The 15,971-nt window shown below is 68.6% G+C and carries 11 protein-coding genes and 1 pseudogene; 6 read left to right on the top strand and 6 right to left on the bottom strand.

All coding sequences use genetic code 11. The annotated features are described in order from the left end of the window. Positions 1-55 precede the first annotated feature (55 nt). The 3 genes from A5757_RS00395 to A5757_RS00385 all read left to right on the top strand — a co-directional run bounded on the left by A5757_RS00395 (position 56) and on the right by A5757_RS00385 (position 2,917). Entirely contained in the window at positions 56-1,303 is a 1,248-nt protein-coding gene (locus A5757_RS00395; RefSeq protein ID WP_066827970.1) for a DNA polymerase domain-containing protein, read from the top strand. 187 nt (positions 1,304-1,490) lie between these two features. Beyond that, positions 1,491-1,958: an STAS domain-containing protein gene (locus A5757_RS00390; protein ID WP_066827967.1), complete on the top strand. Its 468-nt coding sequence runs from the start codon at positions 1,491-1,493 to the stop codon at positions 1,956-1,958. 266 nt (positions 1,959-2,224) lie between these two features. Then, positions 2,225-2,917, top strand: a complete 693-nt coding sequence (locus A5757_RS00385) for a GAF and ANTAR domain-containing protein (RefSeq protein ID WP_066827966.1) — start codon at positions 2,225-2,227, stop codon at positions 2,915-2,917. 4 nt (positions 2,918-2,921) lie between these two features. Here the strand turns inward: A5757_RS00385 and A5757_RS00380 are convergent, their stop codons facing one another. Together A5757_RS00380 and tenA are read right to left on the bottom strand one after the other, a co-directional pair. Then, positions 2,922-3,551 (bottom strand): class I SAM-dependent methyltransferase, encoded by a 630-nt coding sequence (locus A5757_RS00380; RefSeq protein WP_231983841.1) that lies wholly within the window; start codon positions 3,549-3,551, stop codon positions 2,922-2,924. 43 nt (positions 3,552-3,594) lie between these two features. Continuing rightward, on the bottom strand, positions 3,595-4,281 hold the full coding sequence (gene tenA, locus A5757_RS00375; protein ID WP_066827965.1) for a thiaminase II: 687 nt from the start codon (positions 4,279-4,281) through the stop codon (positions 3,595-3,597). Between the two features lie 76 nt (positions 4,282-4,357). Here tenA and A5757_RS00370 point away from each other — a divergent pair, with 76 nt between their 5' ends. Continuing rightward, complete coding sequence (locus A5757_RS00370; protein ID WP_066827964.1) at positions 4,358-5,569, top strand: NAD(P)/FAD-dependent oxidoreductase; 1,212 nt, start codon at positions 4,358-4,360, stop codon at positions 5,567-5,569. Here A5757_RS00370 and A5757_RS00365 read toward each other — a convergent pair. Further along, positions 5,553-6,446: a LysR family transcriptional regulator ArgP gene (locus tag A5757_RS00365; protein ID WP_066828026.1), complete on the bottom strand. Its 894-nt coding sequence runs from the start codon at positions 6,444-6,446 to the stop codon at positions 5,553-5,555. The two genes, A5757_RS00370 and A5757_RS00365, sit on opposite strands and share 17 nt — an antisense overlap. Positions 6,447-6,553: 107 nt before the next feature. Here A5757_RS00365 and A5757_RS23550 point away from each other — a divergent pair. Beyond that, a pseudogene (locus A5757_RS23550) lies at positions 6,554-7,735 on the top strand (NCS2 family permease); the annotation flags it as partial. A gap of 33 nt (positions 7,736-7,768) precedes the next feature. Here the strand turns inward: A5757_RS23550 and A5757_RS23545 are convergent. Beyond that, positions 7,769-8,944: a YihY/virulence factor BrkB family protein gene (locus A5757_RS23545; RefSeq protein WP_197497216.1), complete on the bottom strand. Its 1,176-nt coding sequence runs from the start codon at positions 8,942-8,944 to the stop codon at positions 7,769-7,771. 205 nt (positions 8,945-9,149) lie between these two features. Here A5757_RS23545 and treS point away from each other — a divergent pair, with 205 nt between their 5' ends. Further along, a complete protein-coding gene (gene treS / locus A5757_RS00355) occupies positions 9,150-11,432 on the top strand; it encodes a maltose alpha-D-glucosyltransferase (protein WP_066827960.1) in 2,283 nt (760 codons plus the stop codon). A gap of 6 nt (positions 11,433-11,438) precedes the next feature. Here the strand turns inward: treS and A5757_RS00350 are convergent, their stop codons facing one another. Both A5757_RS00350 and A5757_RS00345 read right to left on the bottom strand, forming a co-directional pair. Next, positions 11,439-11,780, bottom strand: coding sequence for an STAS domain-containing protein (locus tag A5757_RS00350; RefSeq protein ID WP_066827958.1), 342 nt, complete (start codon positions 11,778-11,780; stop codon positions 11,439-11,441). Further along, positions 11,780-15,949, bottom strand: a complete 4,170-nt coding sequence (locus A5757_RS00345) for a SpoIIE family protein phosphatase (RefSeq protein WP_066827956.1) — start codon at positions 15,947-15,949, stop codon at positions 11,780-11,782. Before A5757_RS00345 ends, A5757_RS00350 begins: the two co-directional genes overlap by 1 nt. Positions 15,950-15,971 lie beyond the last annotated feature (22 nt).

Raw genomic sequence — 15,971 nt, 5'->3', positions numbered from 1 at the left:
TATGTGACTCGCGCCGCAGGCCGGGTGGGTATCGCCAGTCCCTACCATTGCTGACATGGCCGGACCCAGAGCGCTGGACATCGGCGGCCACGAGCTGACCGTCACGCATCCGGACAAGGTCGTGATCGACGGTGAAACCCGCGTCACGAAACTCGATCTCATCGAGTACTACCTCTCGGTGGCCGACGGTGCGCTGCGCGGAGTGGCCGACCGTCCGATGATCCTCAAGCGCTTCGTCAAGGGCATCTCCGAGGAAGCGGTGTTCCAGAAGCGCGCCCCGCAGAAGCGGCCCGACTACGTCGACGTCGCGGAACTCAAATACGCGTCGGGCACCTCGGCCAAGGAAGCCGTCATCAGGGACGCCGCCGGACTGGCGTGGGCGGTCAACATCGGCTGCGTCGACCTCAACCCGCATCCGGTGCGCTCCGGCGACCTGGCCCATCCGGACGAGCTGCGTGTCGACCTCGACCCGATGCCGGGCGTCACCTGGGAGCAGATCCTGGACGTGGCGCTGGTGGCGCGCGCGGTGCTCGAAGACCATGGCCTGACGGCCTGGCCGAAGACGTCGGGTTCGCGGGGGTTCCACATCTACACCCGCATCGCGCCGCGCTGGCCCTTCAAGTTCGTCCGTCTCGCGGCCCAGGCGGTGGCCCGCGAGGTCGAGCGCCGCGCACCGGACCTGGCCACCAGCCGCTGGTGGAAAGAGGAGCGCGAGGGGGTGTTCGTGGACTTCAACCAGAACGCCTTCGACCGTACGGTCGCCTCGGCCTACTCGGTGCGCGCGATGCCCGACGCGCGGGTCTCGACACCGCTGTTCTGGGACGAGGTGCCAGGCTGCCGGCCGGAGGCCTTCACGATCGACACCGTGCCCACCCGCTTCGCCGAACTGGGCGATCCGTGGGAGCCGATGGACGACCACGTCGGCAGCCTCGACGCCCTGCTGGACCTCGCCGACCGGCAGGGCCCGGCGGAGAAGGCGCCGCGCGGGGCGCGCAAAGCGGACGGCACGGGTACCGGCCGTCGCCGGTCGGTGATGCCGCTGATCGAGATCGCCCGCACCAAGACCAAGGACGAGGCCCTGGCCGCACTCGACGTCTGGCGCAGCCGCCATCCGCAGGCCGCGGCGAAGCTCGAACCGGTCGACGTCCTCGTCGACGGGATGCGGGGTCCGAGCTCGATCTGGTACCGGATCCGGATCAATCTCCAGCACGTCCCCGAAGCCGAGCGGCCCTCCCAGGAGCCGCTGCTGGCCGATTACAGCCCCTGGGAGAACTACTCAGGGGCGCAGTCGCGCAACCCCTGACGGAGACCGGCCACAACAGCGCTACCGGGCGGTAACAATTGCATCACGAGTCCCGGGAATGTCTTTTCTTATCAAAGCATTAGCGGTAGCCACCCAGCCGCCTTAATCTCCCGCCCTAAATTCGGTGTCAGATTCAGTGACGAAGTCGCCGAATCGCAAAAGGGAATTCGCCGAAGGGAGGCCGCTCATGACACGCACGAGCACCCGCACCAGGACTTCACAGGCTTCTGATGCTGCTTTCCACTACGGCAATCCGGCCTTCGACTGCCACGGCGTCCGCATGCGGGCACGCTGCCGTCAGCTGGCCACGGTCGTCACGGTCAGCGGTGACATCGACTCCACCAATGTCGACTGTGTCGCCGAATACGCCAAGCGATTCGTACTGGCCGAGAAGCCGTTCGTCCTCGATCTCAGCGGTGTGAATTCCTTTGCCGCCGAGGCTCTCTCGATGTTCTACGACCTCGACGAGCAGTGCGCGGCGGCCGAGGTCGAGTGGTCGGTGGTCGGCAGCCAGCCGGTTCTGCAGGCGATGCGCTCGTCGGCCGGGCTCGACGCGATGCCGGTGACGAACTCGGTGCCCGAGGCCCTGCACCACTTCAGCGAAGGCATCCTGGCACGCCGCCGGCTGCTCCCCCTCCTGACCAAGACCGCCTGAGGCGCAGAAAGGACCACCATGCTCATCGACGTCCGCTGGCTCAGCTATCTACTCAAGCGTCGGCATCATTCCCTGCCGGCAATGACGGCCATCTCGAGCTGATTCTCCAGAACACAACGCCCGGTGCCCACGCGCCGGGCGTTTCTGGTATTCCGGGGAACGGATGAGCCGTTCCGGTCGGACGACCCGACCCTCGCATTCTTTGGCTGGGACACCCAGCGTGATTAGCTAGACGCGACGCGACGCGACGCGAGGACGAGGTTCGGATGTCGCAGCAGAACCAGGTGCATCTACGGCTCGCCGAGATGGTGCGTGAGCTGAGCCGGGAACACGTCGACGACATCGAGACCCTGATGGTCGAGATGACCCGAGCGGCCGTCGACTACGTCCCCGGCGCGGATTCGGGCGGGATGACGATGGTCGAAAGCAGCCGAGCCGTGCGCACCATCGGAGCGACCGACGAAGTCGCGCGCAGGATCGACGGCATCCAGGAACGGCACGGCGAGGGCCCCTGCCTGTCGGCGGCGTGGGAACTCGACACAGTGCTGGTCGACGACTTCGCCGACGACCACCGATGGCCGCAGTTCCGGCAGGCCGCGCTGGCCGAGACGCCGATACGGTCGTCCCTGTCGTTCCGGATGTTCACCCACCGGACCTCAATGGGCGCGCTCAACCTGTATTCGACGACGCCGGGCACGTTCGACCAGGACGCCGTCGAGCTCGGCTCGATCTTCGCGACGCACAGCGCCGTGCTGTGGGCAGTGTCCCTGCGCGACGATCAATTCCGTAGTGCACTCGCCTCGCGCGACCTCATCGGGCAGGCCAAAGGCATGTTGATGGAGCGCTTCAGCATCGATGCGATCCGCGCCTTCGACCTCATGACGCGGCTGTCCCAGGAGTCCAACACCAAGGTCATCGACGTGGCCCGCAAGGTGGTAGACACCGGTCCGAAGATCTGACCGCTCAGCCGCCGGGTTTGACCCACCGCCACTGGCCCGGAATCCACTCCCCCGCGTCAGGGAGACCGTCCGCGACCGCCGCCACCACACCCGGCCACCACTCGGGGTGGTAGTCATCGCCCGACAGCCAGCCGCCCGGCCGCACCTTCGGCGCCCATGCTGCGATGTCGGCGCGGACGCTGTCGTAGTCGTGGCGGGCGTCGATGTGCACCCAATCCAGTGAACCATCAGCGAAAAGCGTTGCCGCGGCGAGAGAATCGCTGATCAGCAGCTGCACCAGATCGGCGAAGCCGCACGCGAGCACATTGCGGTGCAACAGCCCCGCGAACGTGCCGCCGCCGTATTCGACGGCCGGGCCGTGGGCGTTGACCTGCTGGTTGCCCTCCGGGCCGCTGCCCTGGCAGGTATCGACGCCGACGACCGCGATCGACCGTCCGGATCCGCGCACCACCTCGGCCAGCGAGCACAGGCTGCGACCGAGATAGCTGCCGACCTCGACGAACCGGGCACCGTCGGTGAAGTGGGCGACGGCCTCCTCCTGGGCGGCGCGCCAGCCGAACCAGCCGGGGATGTCCTCCCAGCGGTGGACGGGCTTGTCGAAGGCGGAGGCGTTGGCCTGGATCTCAGCGGACACATCACCATCCTCGTCATGGCGCGCGCCGGCCGTCGGGGCGGGGTCAGACCGGCCAGGTCTCCCGACGCTGCGCCGCATCCCAGAACATCCATTCGTAGCGCGATGTGGTGACGAAGTGGGCGCGGGCCGCGGCCTCGTCGGCCGGGGTGAGGGTCTCGCCGACCCGGTCGGTCAGCGCGAGCACCTCGGCGACGGTGGCCGCGAACTCCTCCCCGCCGTAACTGTCGATCCAACGCTGATAGCGCGGGTCCGCCGACCCGCGCGCCACCAGATCCGCACCGACCCGCGCATAGATCCAGTAGCACGGCAGGATGGCGGCGAGACCGTCGACGAAGCTGCCGCCGTAGACGGTGGCGAGCAGATAACTGGTGTAGGCGCGGGTGGTCGGAGCCACGGGTACGGCGGCGATCGCCGCGGGGTCCAGGCCCAACTCCGGCAGCAGGGTCCGGTGCAGCTCGAGTTCGACGTCCATCACCTCGGCGGCATGCCGGGAGAACATCGCGGTGTCGGCCAGGGTGGGCGCCTTGGCCCCGACGACGGCGAGTGCGCGGGCGTAGTCACGCAGATAGTGGACGTCCTGGGCGACGTAGTGGCCGAACACCCCCTCGTCGAGGGTGCCGTCGACCAGACCCGAGATGAACGGATGGGCCAGGATCGCGGAGTAGATCGGCTCGATGTCCCGCCAGAGCCGTTCCGACCAGCGCTGCGATGCTTCATCCTGCGAACTCACCGTCGCAACGTACAGCGCCGGGTGCTGTCACCGGATCGCAGGGTTGGGCCCCGGTGCGCCCGGGTAACGGACGGGCATGTCCTTCCCCACCGTCCGCAACGACGGCTTCTACGACGTCCTGATCGTCGGCGGGGGGAACGCCGGCATCAGCGCCGCCGCGCGACTCAACCGCCGTGGGATCACCCGTACCGCGGTGATCGAGCCGAACCACGTGCACACCTACCGTCCCCTGCTCTCGTATGTGGGCGGCGGGCAGGCCCCGATGCGCGAGGCGGAGCGCACACAGCGGTCGGTCACCCCGCCGAAGACGACGTGGTTGCACGATTCCGCGCTGACCGTGGACGCGGCGACGCGCACCGTGCGCTGCGTATCGGGACGCAGTTACCGCTACTCCGACCTGATCCTGGGACCGGGTCTGGTACCCGACACCGACGCGCTGCCGGGTATCCACACCGCCCTCGACAGCCCCGCGGTGGCGAGCAACTACACCAATCAGGCCGAGACGACCTGGACGCTGACGCGGGACCTGTCGCCCGGCTCGCGCGCCGTGTTCACCGTGCCCCGCCCGCCGGTGAGCTGCACCGGCACCACCATCAAGCCGCTGCTGCTGGCCGCCGCGCACTGGCGACGCACCCATCGCCTCGAGCGCATCGACATCACCCTCGTCGTCGACCGGCCCGACCTGGTGCCGTCACCCGATGTCGCTAGGCGCGTGGACGACTGCCTCCGGGAGATCGGGGTCCGGGTCCTGCTCGACACCGCGGTGACCGGGTTGGAACCCGCCGATCGGCGCATCATCGTGACCCGGCGCGACGGCCACAGCGAGCAGCTGCCCTACGACATGCTGCACCTGGTCCCACCCTTCCGGGGCCCCCGCTGGCTGGAGACCTCGGCGCTCACCGGCGACCAGCCGCACGGCCTCATCGACATCGACCCGCGCACCCTCCGACATCGTGCCCATCCGAACATCTGGGCGGCCGGCGACGCCGCGGCCGTCGACACCGACCCGTCCGGCGGAGCGCTGCGTCGTCAGATCAAGATCCTGGTCGACAACCTGCTCGCCGCCCGGGCCGGCCGGGATTTACAGGATTACGACGGCTACACCGTCGCCCCGGTCGCGACCGACGCCCACCACCTCATCCCCGGCGAGTTCGACCGCACCGGTGCGGTGTCGTCCTCATTGCCCTCTTTCATCGATCCGCTCAAACCCCGCCGGCCGGCATGGGCATTCGACCGCTACGGGCTGCCGCAGAGCTACTGGCACGCCATCCTCAAGGGACGGCTGTAGCCCGCGGTCCCAGCAGACCCGCCGCGGACCGGACGGCGACGGTGACGCGCTCGAGCAGCGGGCTGTCCAGCTTCCAGCACTGCCAGTACAGCGGGACGTCCAAATGTACGTCGGCGATGCGCACCAGCGAGCCATCGGCGAGCATGCCCGCCGCCAGCCCGTCGGGGTACATCCCCCATCCCAGCCCGGCCAGCGCCGCGGCACCGAACCCCTCGGCCGTCGGGATGTAGTGCACCGGCCGGTCGATCGTCTGGCGGAACACCTTGCGCACCAACATATCTTGGAGAGCATCGTCGCGGCTCCACGCCAGTGACGACGCCTGGGCCGCCGCAGCGACGGTGAACCCGTCGGGTAGATGGCGCGCGACGAAATCGGGAGAGGCCACCGGCAGATACCGCATCACTCCGAGGCCGCGCACCCGGCATCCCGGCACCGCCGTGCGTTCGGTGGTCACCGCACCCATCACGGTGCCCTCACGCAGCAGCTGTGCGGAGTGGTCCTGATCCTCGATCCGCACGTCCCACATCACCCCGTCCAGATCAGCCAGGACGTCGGCGAACCACGTCGCCATGGAGTCGGCGTTCACGGCGACAGCGATCCGGGGGCGCCGAGCCTCGGCGCCGCCGCCCAGCTCTGCGAGCGCGTCGGCCTCCAGCAGCGCGGACTGCGCGGCCAACCGGATCAGCGGTGCCGCGGACGCCGTTGCCCGACAGGGTTTCTCGCGGACGACGAGCACCTGACCCACCCGCTGTTCGAGCGCCTTGATCCGCTGGCTGACGGCCGACGGCGTGACGTGCAGCCGGTCGGCCGCCGCATCGAAGCTGCCGTACTCGATCACCGCCGCCAGGGCGGTGAGCTGATCGGCGCCCAACCGCAGCCCCGGGCCGTCCGATCGCGCTGTGGTCACCCGTCCCAATGTGCCGAACGCATGCCGGGCGGGGGTGATGACTCGCCGTCGGCGGGCGCACAGTTTAGGTTCTACGCATGAATCGCCTCGACCGCTTCTTCGAGATCACCGAGCGCGGCTCCACCGTCGGTGCCGAATTGCGCGGCGGCGTCGTGACGTTCATCGCGATGGCCTACATCGTGGTGCTGAACCCGATCATCCTCTCGGGGACGGCGGACGTCGACGGCAACCGGCTGGAATTCGCGCAGGTGTCGGCGACGACGGCGCTGGCCGCCGGTGTCATGACGATTCTGTTCGGGCTCATCGCGCGGCTGCCGTTCGCGTTCGCGGCGGGCCTGGGGATCAACTCGTTCCTGGCGTCCACCGTGGTCGACGAGGTGACCTGGCCCGAGGCGATGGGCTTGGTGGTCATCAACGGTCTGATCATCGTGCTGCTGGCGGTGACGGGTCTGCGCCGGCTGGTGTTCGACGCGGTGCCGATGCAGTTGAAGCTGGCCATCACCGCGGGTATCGGACTGTTCATCCTGTTCATCGGACTGGTGGACGCGGGGTTCATCAGTTCCACCGGCCGGCCGTCGCCCCCAGTCGGGCTGGGCGCCGGTGGGCTGGGGTCGATCACCACGGTGCCGACGGCGATCTTCGTCCTGACCCTGCTGGTCACCGGTGTGCTGGTGGCGCGCCGGGTTCGGGGCGGCATCCTGATCGGGCTGGTCGCCGGAACCGTCGTCGCGGTCGTCGTGGAGGCGATCTGGAATCTCGAGTCGGCCCAGGACAAACCCGGCGGCTGGAGCCTGTCGGTCCCGCAGCTGCCGAGTTCGCCGTTCGCCCTGCCGGATCTGTCCCTGGTCGGCGAGTTCGATCTGGCCAACAGCTTCGCGCGGATCGGGATCCTCGCCGCGGTCATGCTGGTGTTCACGCTGGTGTTCGCGAACTTCTTCGACGCCATGGGCACCATGACCGGCCTGTCGCGCGAGGCCGGGCTGTCCGACGACAAGGGGACGTTCCCCCGGCTGCGCTCCGCCCTGGTCGTCGAGGGGGCGGGCGCCGTCGTCGGCGGTGCCTCGTCGTCGTCGTCGAACACCGTGTTCATCGAGTCCGGCGCGGGTATCGAGGAGGGCGCACGGACGGGTCTGGCCAACCTGGTGACCGGCGCGTTGTTCCTGGCCGCGATGTTCGTCTCGCCGGTGGCGTCGATCGTGCCGACCGAGGTCGCCGCGGCCGCGCTGGTGATCGTCGGCGCCATGATGGTCGCCCAGCTGCGTCACATCGACCTGTCGGAGTTCTCGGTGGCGCTACCGGTCGTCCTGACCGTCGGGACCATGCCGTTCAGCTACTCCATCGCCAACGGCATCGGGGTGGGCTTCATCGCCTGGGTGGTGGTGCGCAGCGGAGCCGGCAAGATCCGGGAGATCAGTCCGCTGCTGTGGATCGTCACCGCGGGCTTCGTGGTCTACTTCGCGCGCAGCTGGATCGAGGCGCTGCTGGGGGTGTGAGTCCCCGGCCGGGTCCTCGTCTGGATCCGCCCGGAACGTCACGGCGACGTGCTGGAACCCCTTGACCTGTTCGGCCTTCGCTTTGCGGGCATACGTCTTGCGGTCCGCGGCGGTGAGTTCCACCGCATCGGTGAACGGCGTGAGCAACGCCCGCGGATACAACCGGTCCACCCGGACCACGTTCATCTCCGCGCACAGCACCAGGCTCACCGAGATGAGGAACAGGAACGCGAGCAGACCCAGCACCAGGGCGAACACGGTGTTGGTGGCGCTGGCGGAGGCGGCGGTGCGGGCCACGTACCCGGCGCCGAACCACTGCAGCAGCTGCCAGAGCACCGCGGCCGCCAGCGCACCGGGCAGCACCTGGCGGTAGGTGACGTGCCGGGCCGTGGTCACCTTGAAGGCGACCAGCACAATGCCGGTGTTGATCAGGATCGTCAGCACGACGATGCCCGCGGTGCCGAAGAAGCCCAGGGAGGTCGCCGCTCGGCCGATCGCCGACAGCAGCGTCGCGGTGACGGCGGCCGACCCCAGCACCAGCAGGAGCAGCAGGCTGCGGAGCCGGGACCGGATGGGGTCGGGACGCTTGTTGCGCGGCACCGCCCACACCGTGTCCATGGCGTTCTGCAGGGCCACGCCGACACCTGATCCGCCGTATAGCGCACCCACGATGCCGACCACCACCGCGACCGCGCCGCCGCTGAGCTGCTGCGGCTCCTTGAGCTGTTCGCCGAGCACCGGGAACTGGCTGATCGTGGACTGCAGCACCTGCTCCTGCAGATCGGGCCGGCCGACCAGCACCACGCCCAGGGCAGTGGTGAGCAGCAACAGAAGCGGAAAGAGCGAGACGAAGGCGTAGTAGGTGATGAGCGCGGCGAGGTAGCCGCCCTGATCGTCGATGTACTTGTAGACGACGGCGATGATGTATCCGGCGGCGCGGCTGCGCTGCTGCAGCCTGTCCAGCCAACCGATCACGACACCGACACCTCCCCCGACGCCGCGGCCGACACCGTCTGCCGGTGATACCCACGTTGACCGGCACAGACACTTCACAGTTCGCGCCGTAGGCTGGTTGCGGATCGGCGTGTCGCATCGGCGCGGGAGAAGTGGCCGTTTCAACCGGGCGACGGACCGGTAATACAGGCACAGACGCTCGATCATCCACATGCGAAGGGGTTTCATGTCTCAGGCGGCAGAGTCGGAGCCCGACGACCGTGCCGATCCCGGCGTCGAAAGCGACGATCAGGCCAACGAGCCGGCTGAACTGACCTTCGACGAGCATCTGCATCCGGCCCGGCCGCGCGCCCTGCGCTTCCGGCCGCGGGTGCGTACCCCGTTCACCCGCCGCTCCCTGGCTCAGGACGGACCGCCGAACGGGGACAACCCGGCCTACGTGTCCTGGTTGCTGTCGCAGTCGATGCTGGCCGATGCCAACGAGATCAGCCAGCAGTTCTCGGGGCAGGGTTCGATGTGGCAGAACCCGTATGCGACACCGAGCCCCCGCGGGGCCGTCGAGACGGCGTCGGTGTGGTTCACCGCCTACCCGCTGTCGCTGATCACCCGGCCCGACGAGTCGTTCCTCAAAGCCATGGCCGACGAGGAGATGTGGAAGGCGTTCGCCGAGATCGGCATCGAAGGTGTCCACACCGGACCGGTCAAGCGTGCCGGTGGCATCTCCGGGTGGCAGATGACCCCCAGCGTGGACGGGCATTTCGATCGCATCAGCACCCAGATCGACCCCGCCTTCGGCACCGAGGCCGAATTCCGGCAGATGTGCGGCACCGCCAACTGGTACGGCGGCACGATCATCGACGACATCGTGCCGGGCCATACCGGTAAGGGTGCCGACTTCCGGCTGGCCGAGATGAAATACGCCGACTACCCCGGCATCTACCACATGGTCGAGATCGACCCGCGCGATTGGGAGCACCTGCCCGAGGTGCCGGCAGGAGCCGATTCGATCAACATCGACCCGGCCACCGAGGACTGGCTCGACAAGGCCGGCTACATCATCGGCAGGCTGCAGCGCGTCATCTTCTACGCCGAGGGCGTCAAGGAGACCAACTGGAGCGTCACCCGGCCGGTCGTCGGTATCGACGGCGTCGAGCGTCGGTGGGTGTATCTGCACTACTTCAAGGACGGGCAGCCCTCGATCAACTGGCTCGACCCGTCATTCGCCGGGATGCGGCTGGTCATCGGCGACGCCCTGCACTCGCTGACGGACCTGGGAACCGGCGGACTGCGCCTGGACGCCAACGGATTCCTGGGTGCCGAGAAGACCGCGGCCGAGGACAGCACCGCGTGGTCGGAGGGCCACCCGCTCTCCGAGGCCGCCAACCACCTGATCGCCAGCATGGTGCGCAAAGTCGGCGGGTTCACGTTCCAGGAGCTCAACCTCACCATCGATGACATCCGCGAGATCGGCGAGGCCGGTGCGGACCTGTCCTACGACTTCATCACCCGGCCGGCATACCACCACGCGCTGGCGACCGCCGACACCGAGTTCCTCCGGCTGACCCTGCGCACCACCCTGGAACTCGGCGTGGACCCGGCCTCGCTGGTGCATGCCCTGCAGAACCACGACGAACTGACCTACGAACTGCTGCACTGGTCTCACGGGCACCGCGACGACGTCTACACCTACCGGGACAAGGAGATCACCGGTGAAGAGCTCGGCGACCGGATCCGCCGCGACCTGACCGAGAAGCTCACCGGCGAGAACGCCCCCTACAACCAGGTCTTCACCACCAACGGCATCGCCTGCACCACCTCGACCGTGATCGCGGCGGCGCTCGGGTTCACCGACCTCGACGAGCTCGGCTCGGATCCGCACCAGGTCGATCACATCCGACGGGCCCATCTGCTCCTGGCGATGTTCAACGCGCTGCAGCCCGGCGTTTTCGCGCTGTCCGGCTGGGACATGTGCGGCATGCTCACGCTGCCGACTACCCAGATCCCCCAGCTGATCCAGGGCGGAGACACCCGGTGGATCAACCGCGCCGCGCACGATCTGATGGGCGTCAACCCTGATGCCACCCAGTCATCGGCCGGAATGCCCAGGGGCCGAAGCCTTTACGGTTCGATTCCCGAACAGCTCAACGACGAGACCAGTTTCCTGCGTCAGCTACAGGCGATCCTGCGGGTCCGGTCCCACTATGGGATCGCCACCAGCCGGCAGATCGACATCCCCGAGGTCTCGCACCGCGGCATGCTGGTGCTGGTGCACCAGTTGGCCGATGAGGGTCAGTACCAGCTCACCGTGCTGAACTTCGCCAACGAGGACGTCGCGGGCACGGTGCGGTCCAAGAAGCTGCCCCCGGGATCCGCGGTGTCGGACATGTTCACCGGCAAACCGTTGGCCACCGTCGACGATCTGCACAGTTTCGCGGTGGAAATGCCCGCCCACCACGGCATGTCACTTCTGGTGGAGGCACCGCCCGAAATAGAGGGCGACGAGGAGTAGCCGGGGCTAGCTGTTCTCGGCGTCCGGCCGTGCGGGCGCTGTCTCGACCTCGGCCAGTTCGGTCAACCCGCTGATCGTCAGCACCGGGATGAGGAACGGGTGGGCGATCAACCGCATGCGGGCGATGTCATCGGCGTGCACCGCCAGGACGTTGATCGCCGCGCTGTCCAGGTACTCGACGGCGCTGAGGTCGATGATCACCGCGTCGGAGCCGCCGCCTTCGGTGATGGTCGTGGTGATCGCCTGGGTGAAGGTGTCCACGTTGCTCAGGTCGATCTCGCCGGCGGCCACCAGTCGGGGAGTTCCATCGCTGCCCCGCCCACTGCTCAACGAGAGCGGTGTGGCCATCAGGAAATCCTTGCGTGAAGCTCGACGGTCGTCCCGTCCGTGTTGGACCGGATCGAGAAATCGTCCATCAGGCCACGCATCAGTGCCAACCCCCGTCCCCGCCGGATGTTCTCCCCGGGCCTGTTCTCCTTCCACGTCCCGGTATCGGTGACGGTGACACGAAGTCGATCGGCGAAAGCGCAAGCCCGCAGCGTGACGATACCGTCCGGGGTGTTCCGGTGTCCGTGTTCGATGGCGTTCGATACCGCCTCCCCCACCGCGATGAGCACGTTCTGGATCTGATCGGGGTCGACGCCGACCCGTGTCAGCCAATTCCGCAGCTCAGAACGCGACGGGGCGAGCTGATCGGTGTGGGCGGGGAAGGCCATCTCCAGCGGACCGGGCTGCCGGTAGAGCAGCAGCGCCACATCGTCCTGGTATCCGCCGCTCGGTTCCAGTTCGGTCATCAGCTCCTCGGCCATCCGGTCCAGGTCGATCTCCCGGCCCGCCCGCACCACTTCGGCCGCCTGCCTGATCCCCTCGTCCAGCGATGCGCGACGCCGTTCCACCAGACCGTCGGTGTACAGCAGCAGCGTGGAGCGGGGCGGCAGAGTCACCTGGGATTCCGGGCGGTCCGGATCCGGCCGCAGCGCGAGCGAGAAACCCCGCCCGCCGTCCAGCATCCGGGTCATCCCCGCCGAATGGACCAGGATCGGGGGCGGATGACCGGCGCTCGAGTACACCAGATCGCCGGTCTCGGGGGTGAGCACCGCGCAGAACACGGTGGTGCAGCGGGCGCCGGGCAGCCGGGCGGCGAACCGGTCGAGTCCTGAGAGCACGGCGCCGGGCCGGGGCTGGTCGAGCAGCAGCGCGCGACAGGCACTGCGCAGCTGACCCATAACGGTCGCGGCCGCGAGATCGTGCCCGACGCAGTCCCCCACGATCAGCGCGATGCGCCCGTCGTCGAGATCGACGACGTCGTACCAGTCGCCACCGACCTGCAGCGGGCGACCGGCCGGCTGGTAGCGGACCGCGAACCCGCCCGGCAGATCGGCCGGCCCGAGAATCGAATGTTGAAGTGCCAGAGCAGTTTCGCGCTGCTGGTCGACCTGGTGTACCCGGTGCACGCCCTGGCTGAGCCGTCCTGCCAGCACGGTCAGCAGGGTGCTGTCCTCTTCGGTGAACGGCCGCCGTTCGGGCAGTTCGAGGTAGACGACCAGCACGCCACGGGGATGCTGGATCGCGATGCCGGCCGCGCCGGGCACGCTGGTATCGGTGACCACGAGGTCACCGTCGTACAGCGCCAGAATCTGGGCGCGCACCTCGCGCGTGAGCTCGCTCCACCGCGCCGACTCGCCGACCACCAGCAACTCGGAGGGTTCCTCGTCGCTGCGCGAGGGCCGCCCGGCCGGGAAGGTCGCGGCGACGACCCGGTGAGCCTGCCACACCTCGCGCAGCTCGCGGGCCGCGCCCAGCAGCGCGTCGTCGAGTGTGTCTGCCTGGGCGAGTTGCTGATTGATCGCGGCGAGCGCAGTGTCGCGCTGCACCGTGTAGTGGTCGGCGGTGACGTCGCGGAAGGTGCCGACCATCACCGCGCGTCCGGTGTCCGGATCGTGGGTGGGGTTGAAGTTGGCGGTGACCCACAACCGGTGGCCGTCGCGGTGGGTCACGGGGAAGGTGAACTCGCCGTGGACCTTGTCCATCAGCGCGGCGAACGCCTCACCGACCTGTCGGTGCGCCTCGGGTTCGGTATCGGCGTCCGGCCACCACGGGTGGACGGGGTGGTACGGCAGTTGCTCCGGTCCGTACCCCAGGATGTCGGTGAAGGCGGAGTTGATCTCGACGACGGCGCCGGTCTCATCGCAGACGAAGAACGCCTCCTGCAGTGAGTCGACGAGTGCGGTGCGCCACCGCGCGTGATGGTTGCGCAGCCGGGCGAGTTCGACGTTGGCGCGGACGCGCGCGAGCAGTTCGGCCGCGGCGAACGGTTTGACCAGGTAGTCGTCGGCGCCGGCGGAGAGGCCTTCGATGGACGCCTCCTGGCCCGCCCGGGCGGAGAGCAGTAGTACGGGCAGGGCGGCGGTGCGCGAATCGGTACGCAACGCCGCGAGCAGTTCGAGCCCGTCGACGCGGGGCATCATCACGTCGCTGATCACCAGGTCGGGTTCGTCCCCGCGGATCGCCTCGAGGGCCTGCTGACCGTCGCCGACGGCGGTGACCCGGTACCCCGCGCCCGCCAGCAGTCCGGTCAGGTAGTCGCGCATGTCGGCGTTGTCGTCCGCGAGCAGGACGTGCGCGGCGGCGACGGACGATCCGGTGGCGGCTGGGGCGACTCCCGCAGCGGACCCCTCGGGCAGATCCATCTCGGTGGGCAGCCAGCGCAACGCCTCCTGCACGAAGGGATCGGTGACGCCGGAGACGGAGCGCGCCGACCCCGGTGGGGCGAGGTCCGCGGGGTCCAGGTGCGCCGTCCCGAACGGCACGCAGATCCGGAACGTCGTCCCGGTTCCCTCGGCGCTGTCGGCGGTGATCGTGCCGCCGTGCAGACCGACGAGTTCACGGACCAGCGCCAGGCCGATTCCGCTGCCCTCGGTGGAGCGGGCGCGCGCGTTCTCGATGCGGTGGAACCGTTCGAACAGTCGCGGCATCTCAGCGGCGGGGATACCGATCCCGGTGTCGGCGATGGTGACCTCGGCATGGCCGGTCCGACGCGCGACCCCGACGGTGATCGACCCGTCGAAGGTGAACTTGAGCGCGTTGGACAGCAGGTTGAGGACGACCTTCTCCCACATGTCGCGATCCACGTAGACCGGTTCGTCCAGCGCCGGACAGTCGACGTCCAGGCGCAGGCCGGCGCGTTCGACCGCCGAGCGGAACACGCTGGCGAGTTCGGCCGTGACGACGGCCAGATCGACCGGTTCGAAACGGCCCTGCATCCGGCCGGCCTGAATCCGGGAGAAGTCGAGCAGCGTGTTGACCAGCTTGGCCAGCCGTAACCCGTTGCGGTGCACCAGGTCCAGCTCGGTGGCGGCCTGAGCGTCCAGACCCGGTCCGCGGGCGCGCAGGTCCGCGACGGGTCCGAGGATCAGCGTGAGCGGGGTGCGGAACTCGTGGCTGATATTGGAGAAGAAGGTGGTCTTGGCGCGGTCGAGTTCGGCGAGTTCCTCAGCGCGCCGCTGCTGGGCGCTGTAGCTGCGCGCGCTGCCGATGCCCGCGGCGAGGTGCCCCGCGACGAGTTCGACGAAACCGCGATAGGTTTCGTCGAGCCTGCGGTGCTGGTTGAGTGCGGCGACCAGGAATCCGGCCGGTGGTGCGCCCTGCTGCAGCAGCGGCACCACGAGGGCCTCGGTGGGTGGCGCGTCCCACGCCCCGGTCGGCAGGTCGAGGGATTCGCCGTCCAGTTCGGTGAGGACGGATTCTCCTGCGGCGGCCTGCTCGGTCGGCCAGACCGCGTACCCCTCGGCGGGCAGGGTCAGCGGCGCGGCCGGGTGGCCGGCCTCGATCCCGCTGAACCCGGACAGCCGTGCGTTGCCCTCCTCGTCGAACAGGTACGTCAGCGTGAACGGCAGGTCGTACAGGTTCCGGCTGAGTTGGCCTGCGGCGAAGTCGAGCATCTGCCGTTCGGTGCGCACGACCGTCGGGTCGGAGCCGAGGTCGCGCAGCGTCGTCATCCGCCGTTCACCGATCACCCGGTCGGTGTCCTCGCTGACCACGCACAGCATGCCGACGACGGCGCCGTCGTCGTCGCGCAATGGGCTGTAGGAGAAGGTGTGGTAGGTCTCCTCCTTGTAGCCCGACCGCTCCAGGAACAGCCGGAGTCCGACGTCCCAGGTGGCCTCGCCAGTGCCCAGCACCCGGTCGATGCGGGGCCCGATGCCCGGCCAGATCTCGGCCCAGACCTCACTGGCCGGCCGCCCCAACGCCCACGGGTATTTGCGGCCGAGGGTGTCGCGGCGGTACGCCGAGTTGCACAGGAACGTCAGCTCGGGGCCCCAGGCCATCCACATCGAGAACTTGGACGACAGCATCACGCTGACGGTCGTGCGCAGACTCTGGGACCACTGGTCTGGAACGCCGAGGGGGGTGGCCGACCAGTCGACGCGGGCGAGGTGCGCTCCGACCTCGGGGTCGGCGCCGAACACCCCCATCGCCACGTCGCCGTCGACGCCTTCAGCGCTCACTCGCCACATCCCTTCGTGAGCCCTGGAGAAG

The sequence above is a fragment of the Mycobacterium sp. 852013-51886_SCH5428379 genome (assembly GCF_001665575.1).
Taxonomy (GTDB): Bacteria; Actinomycetota; Actinomycetes; order Mycobacteriales; family Mycobacteriaceae; genus Mycobacterium.
This window is presented reverse-complemented; position numbering and strand designations above follow the sequence as displayed.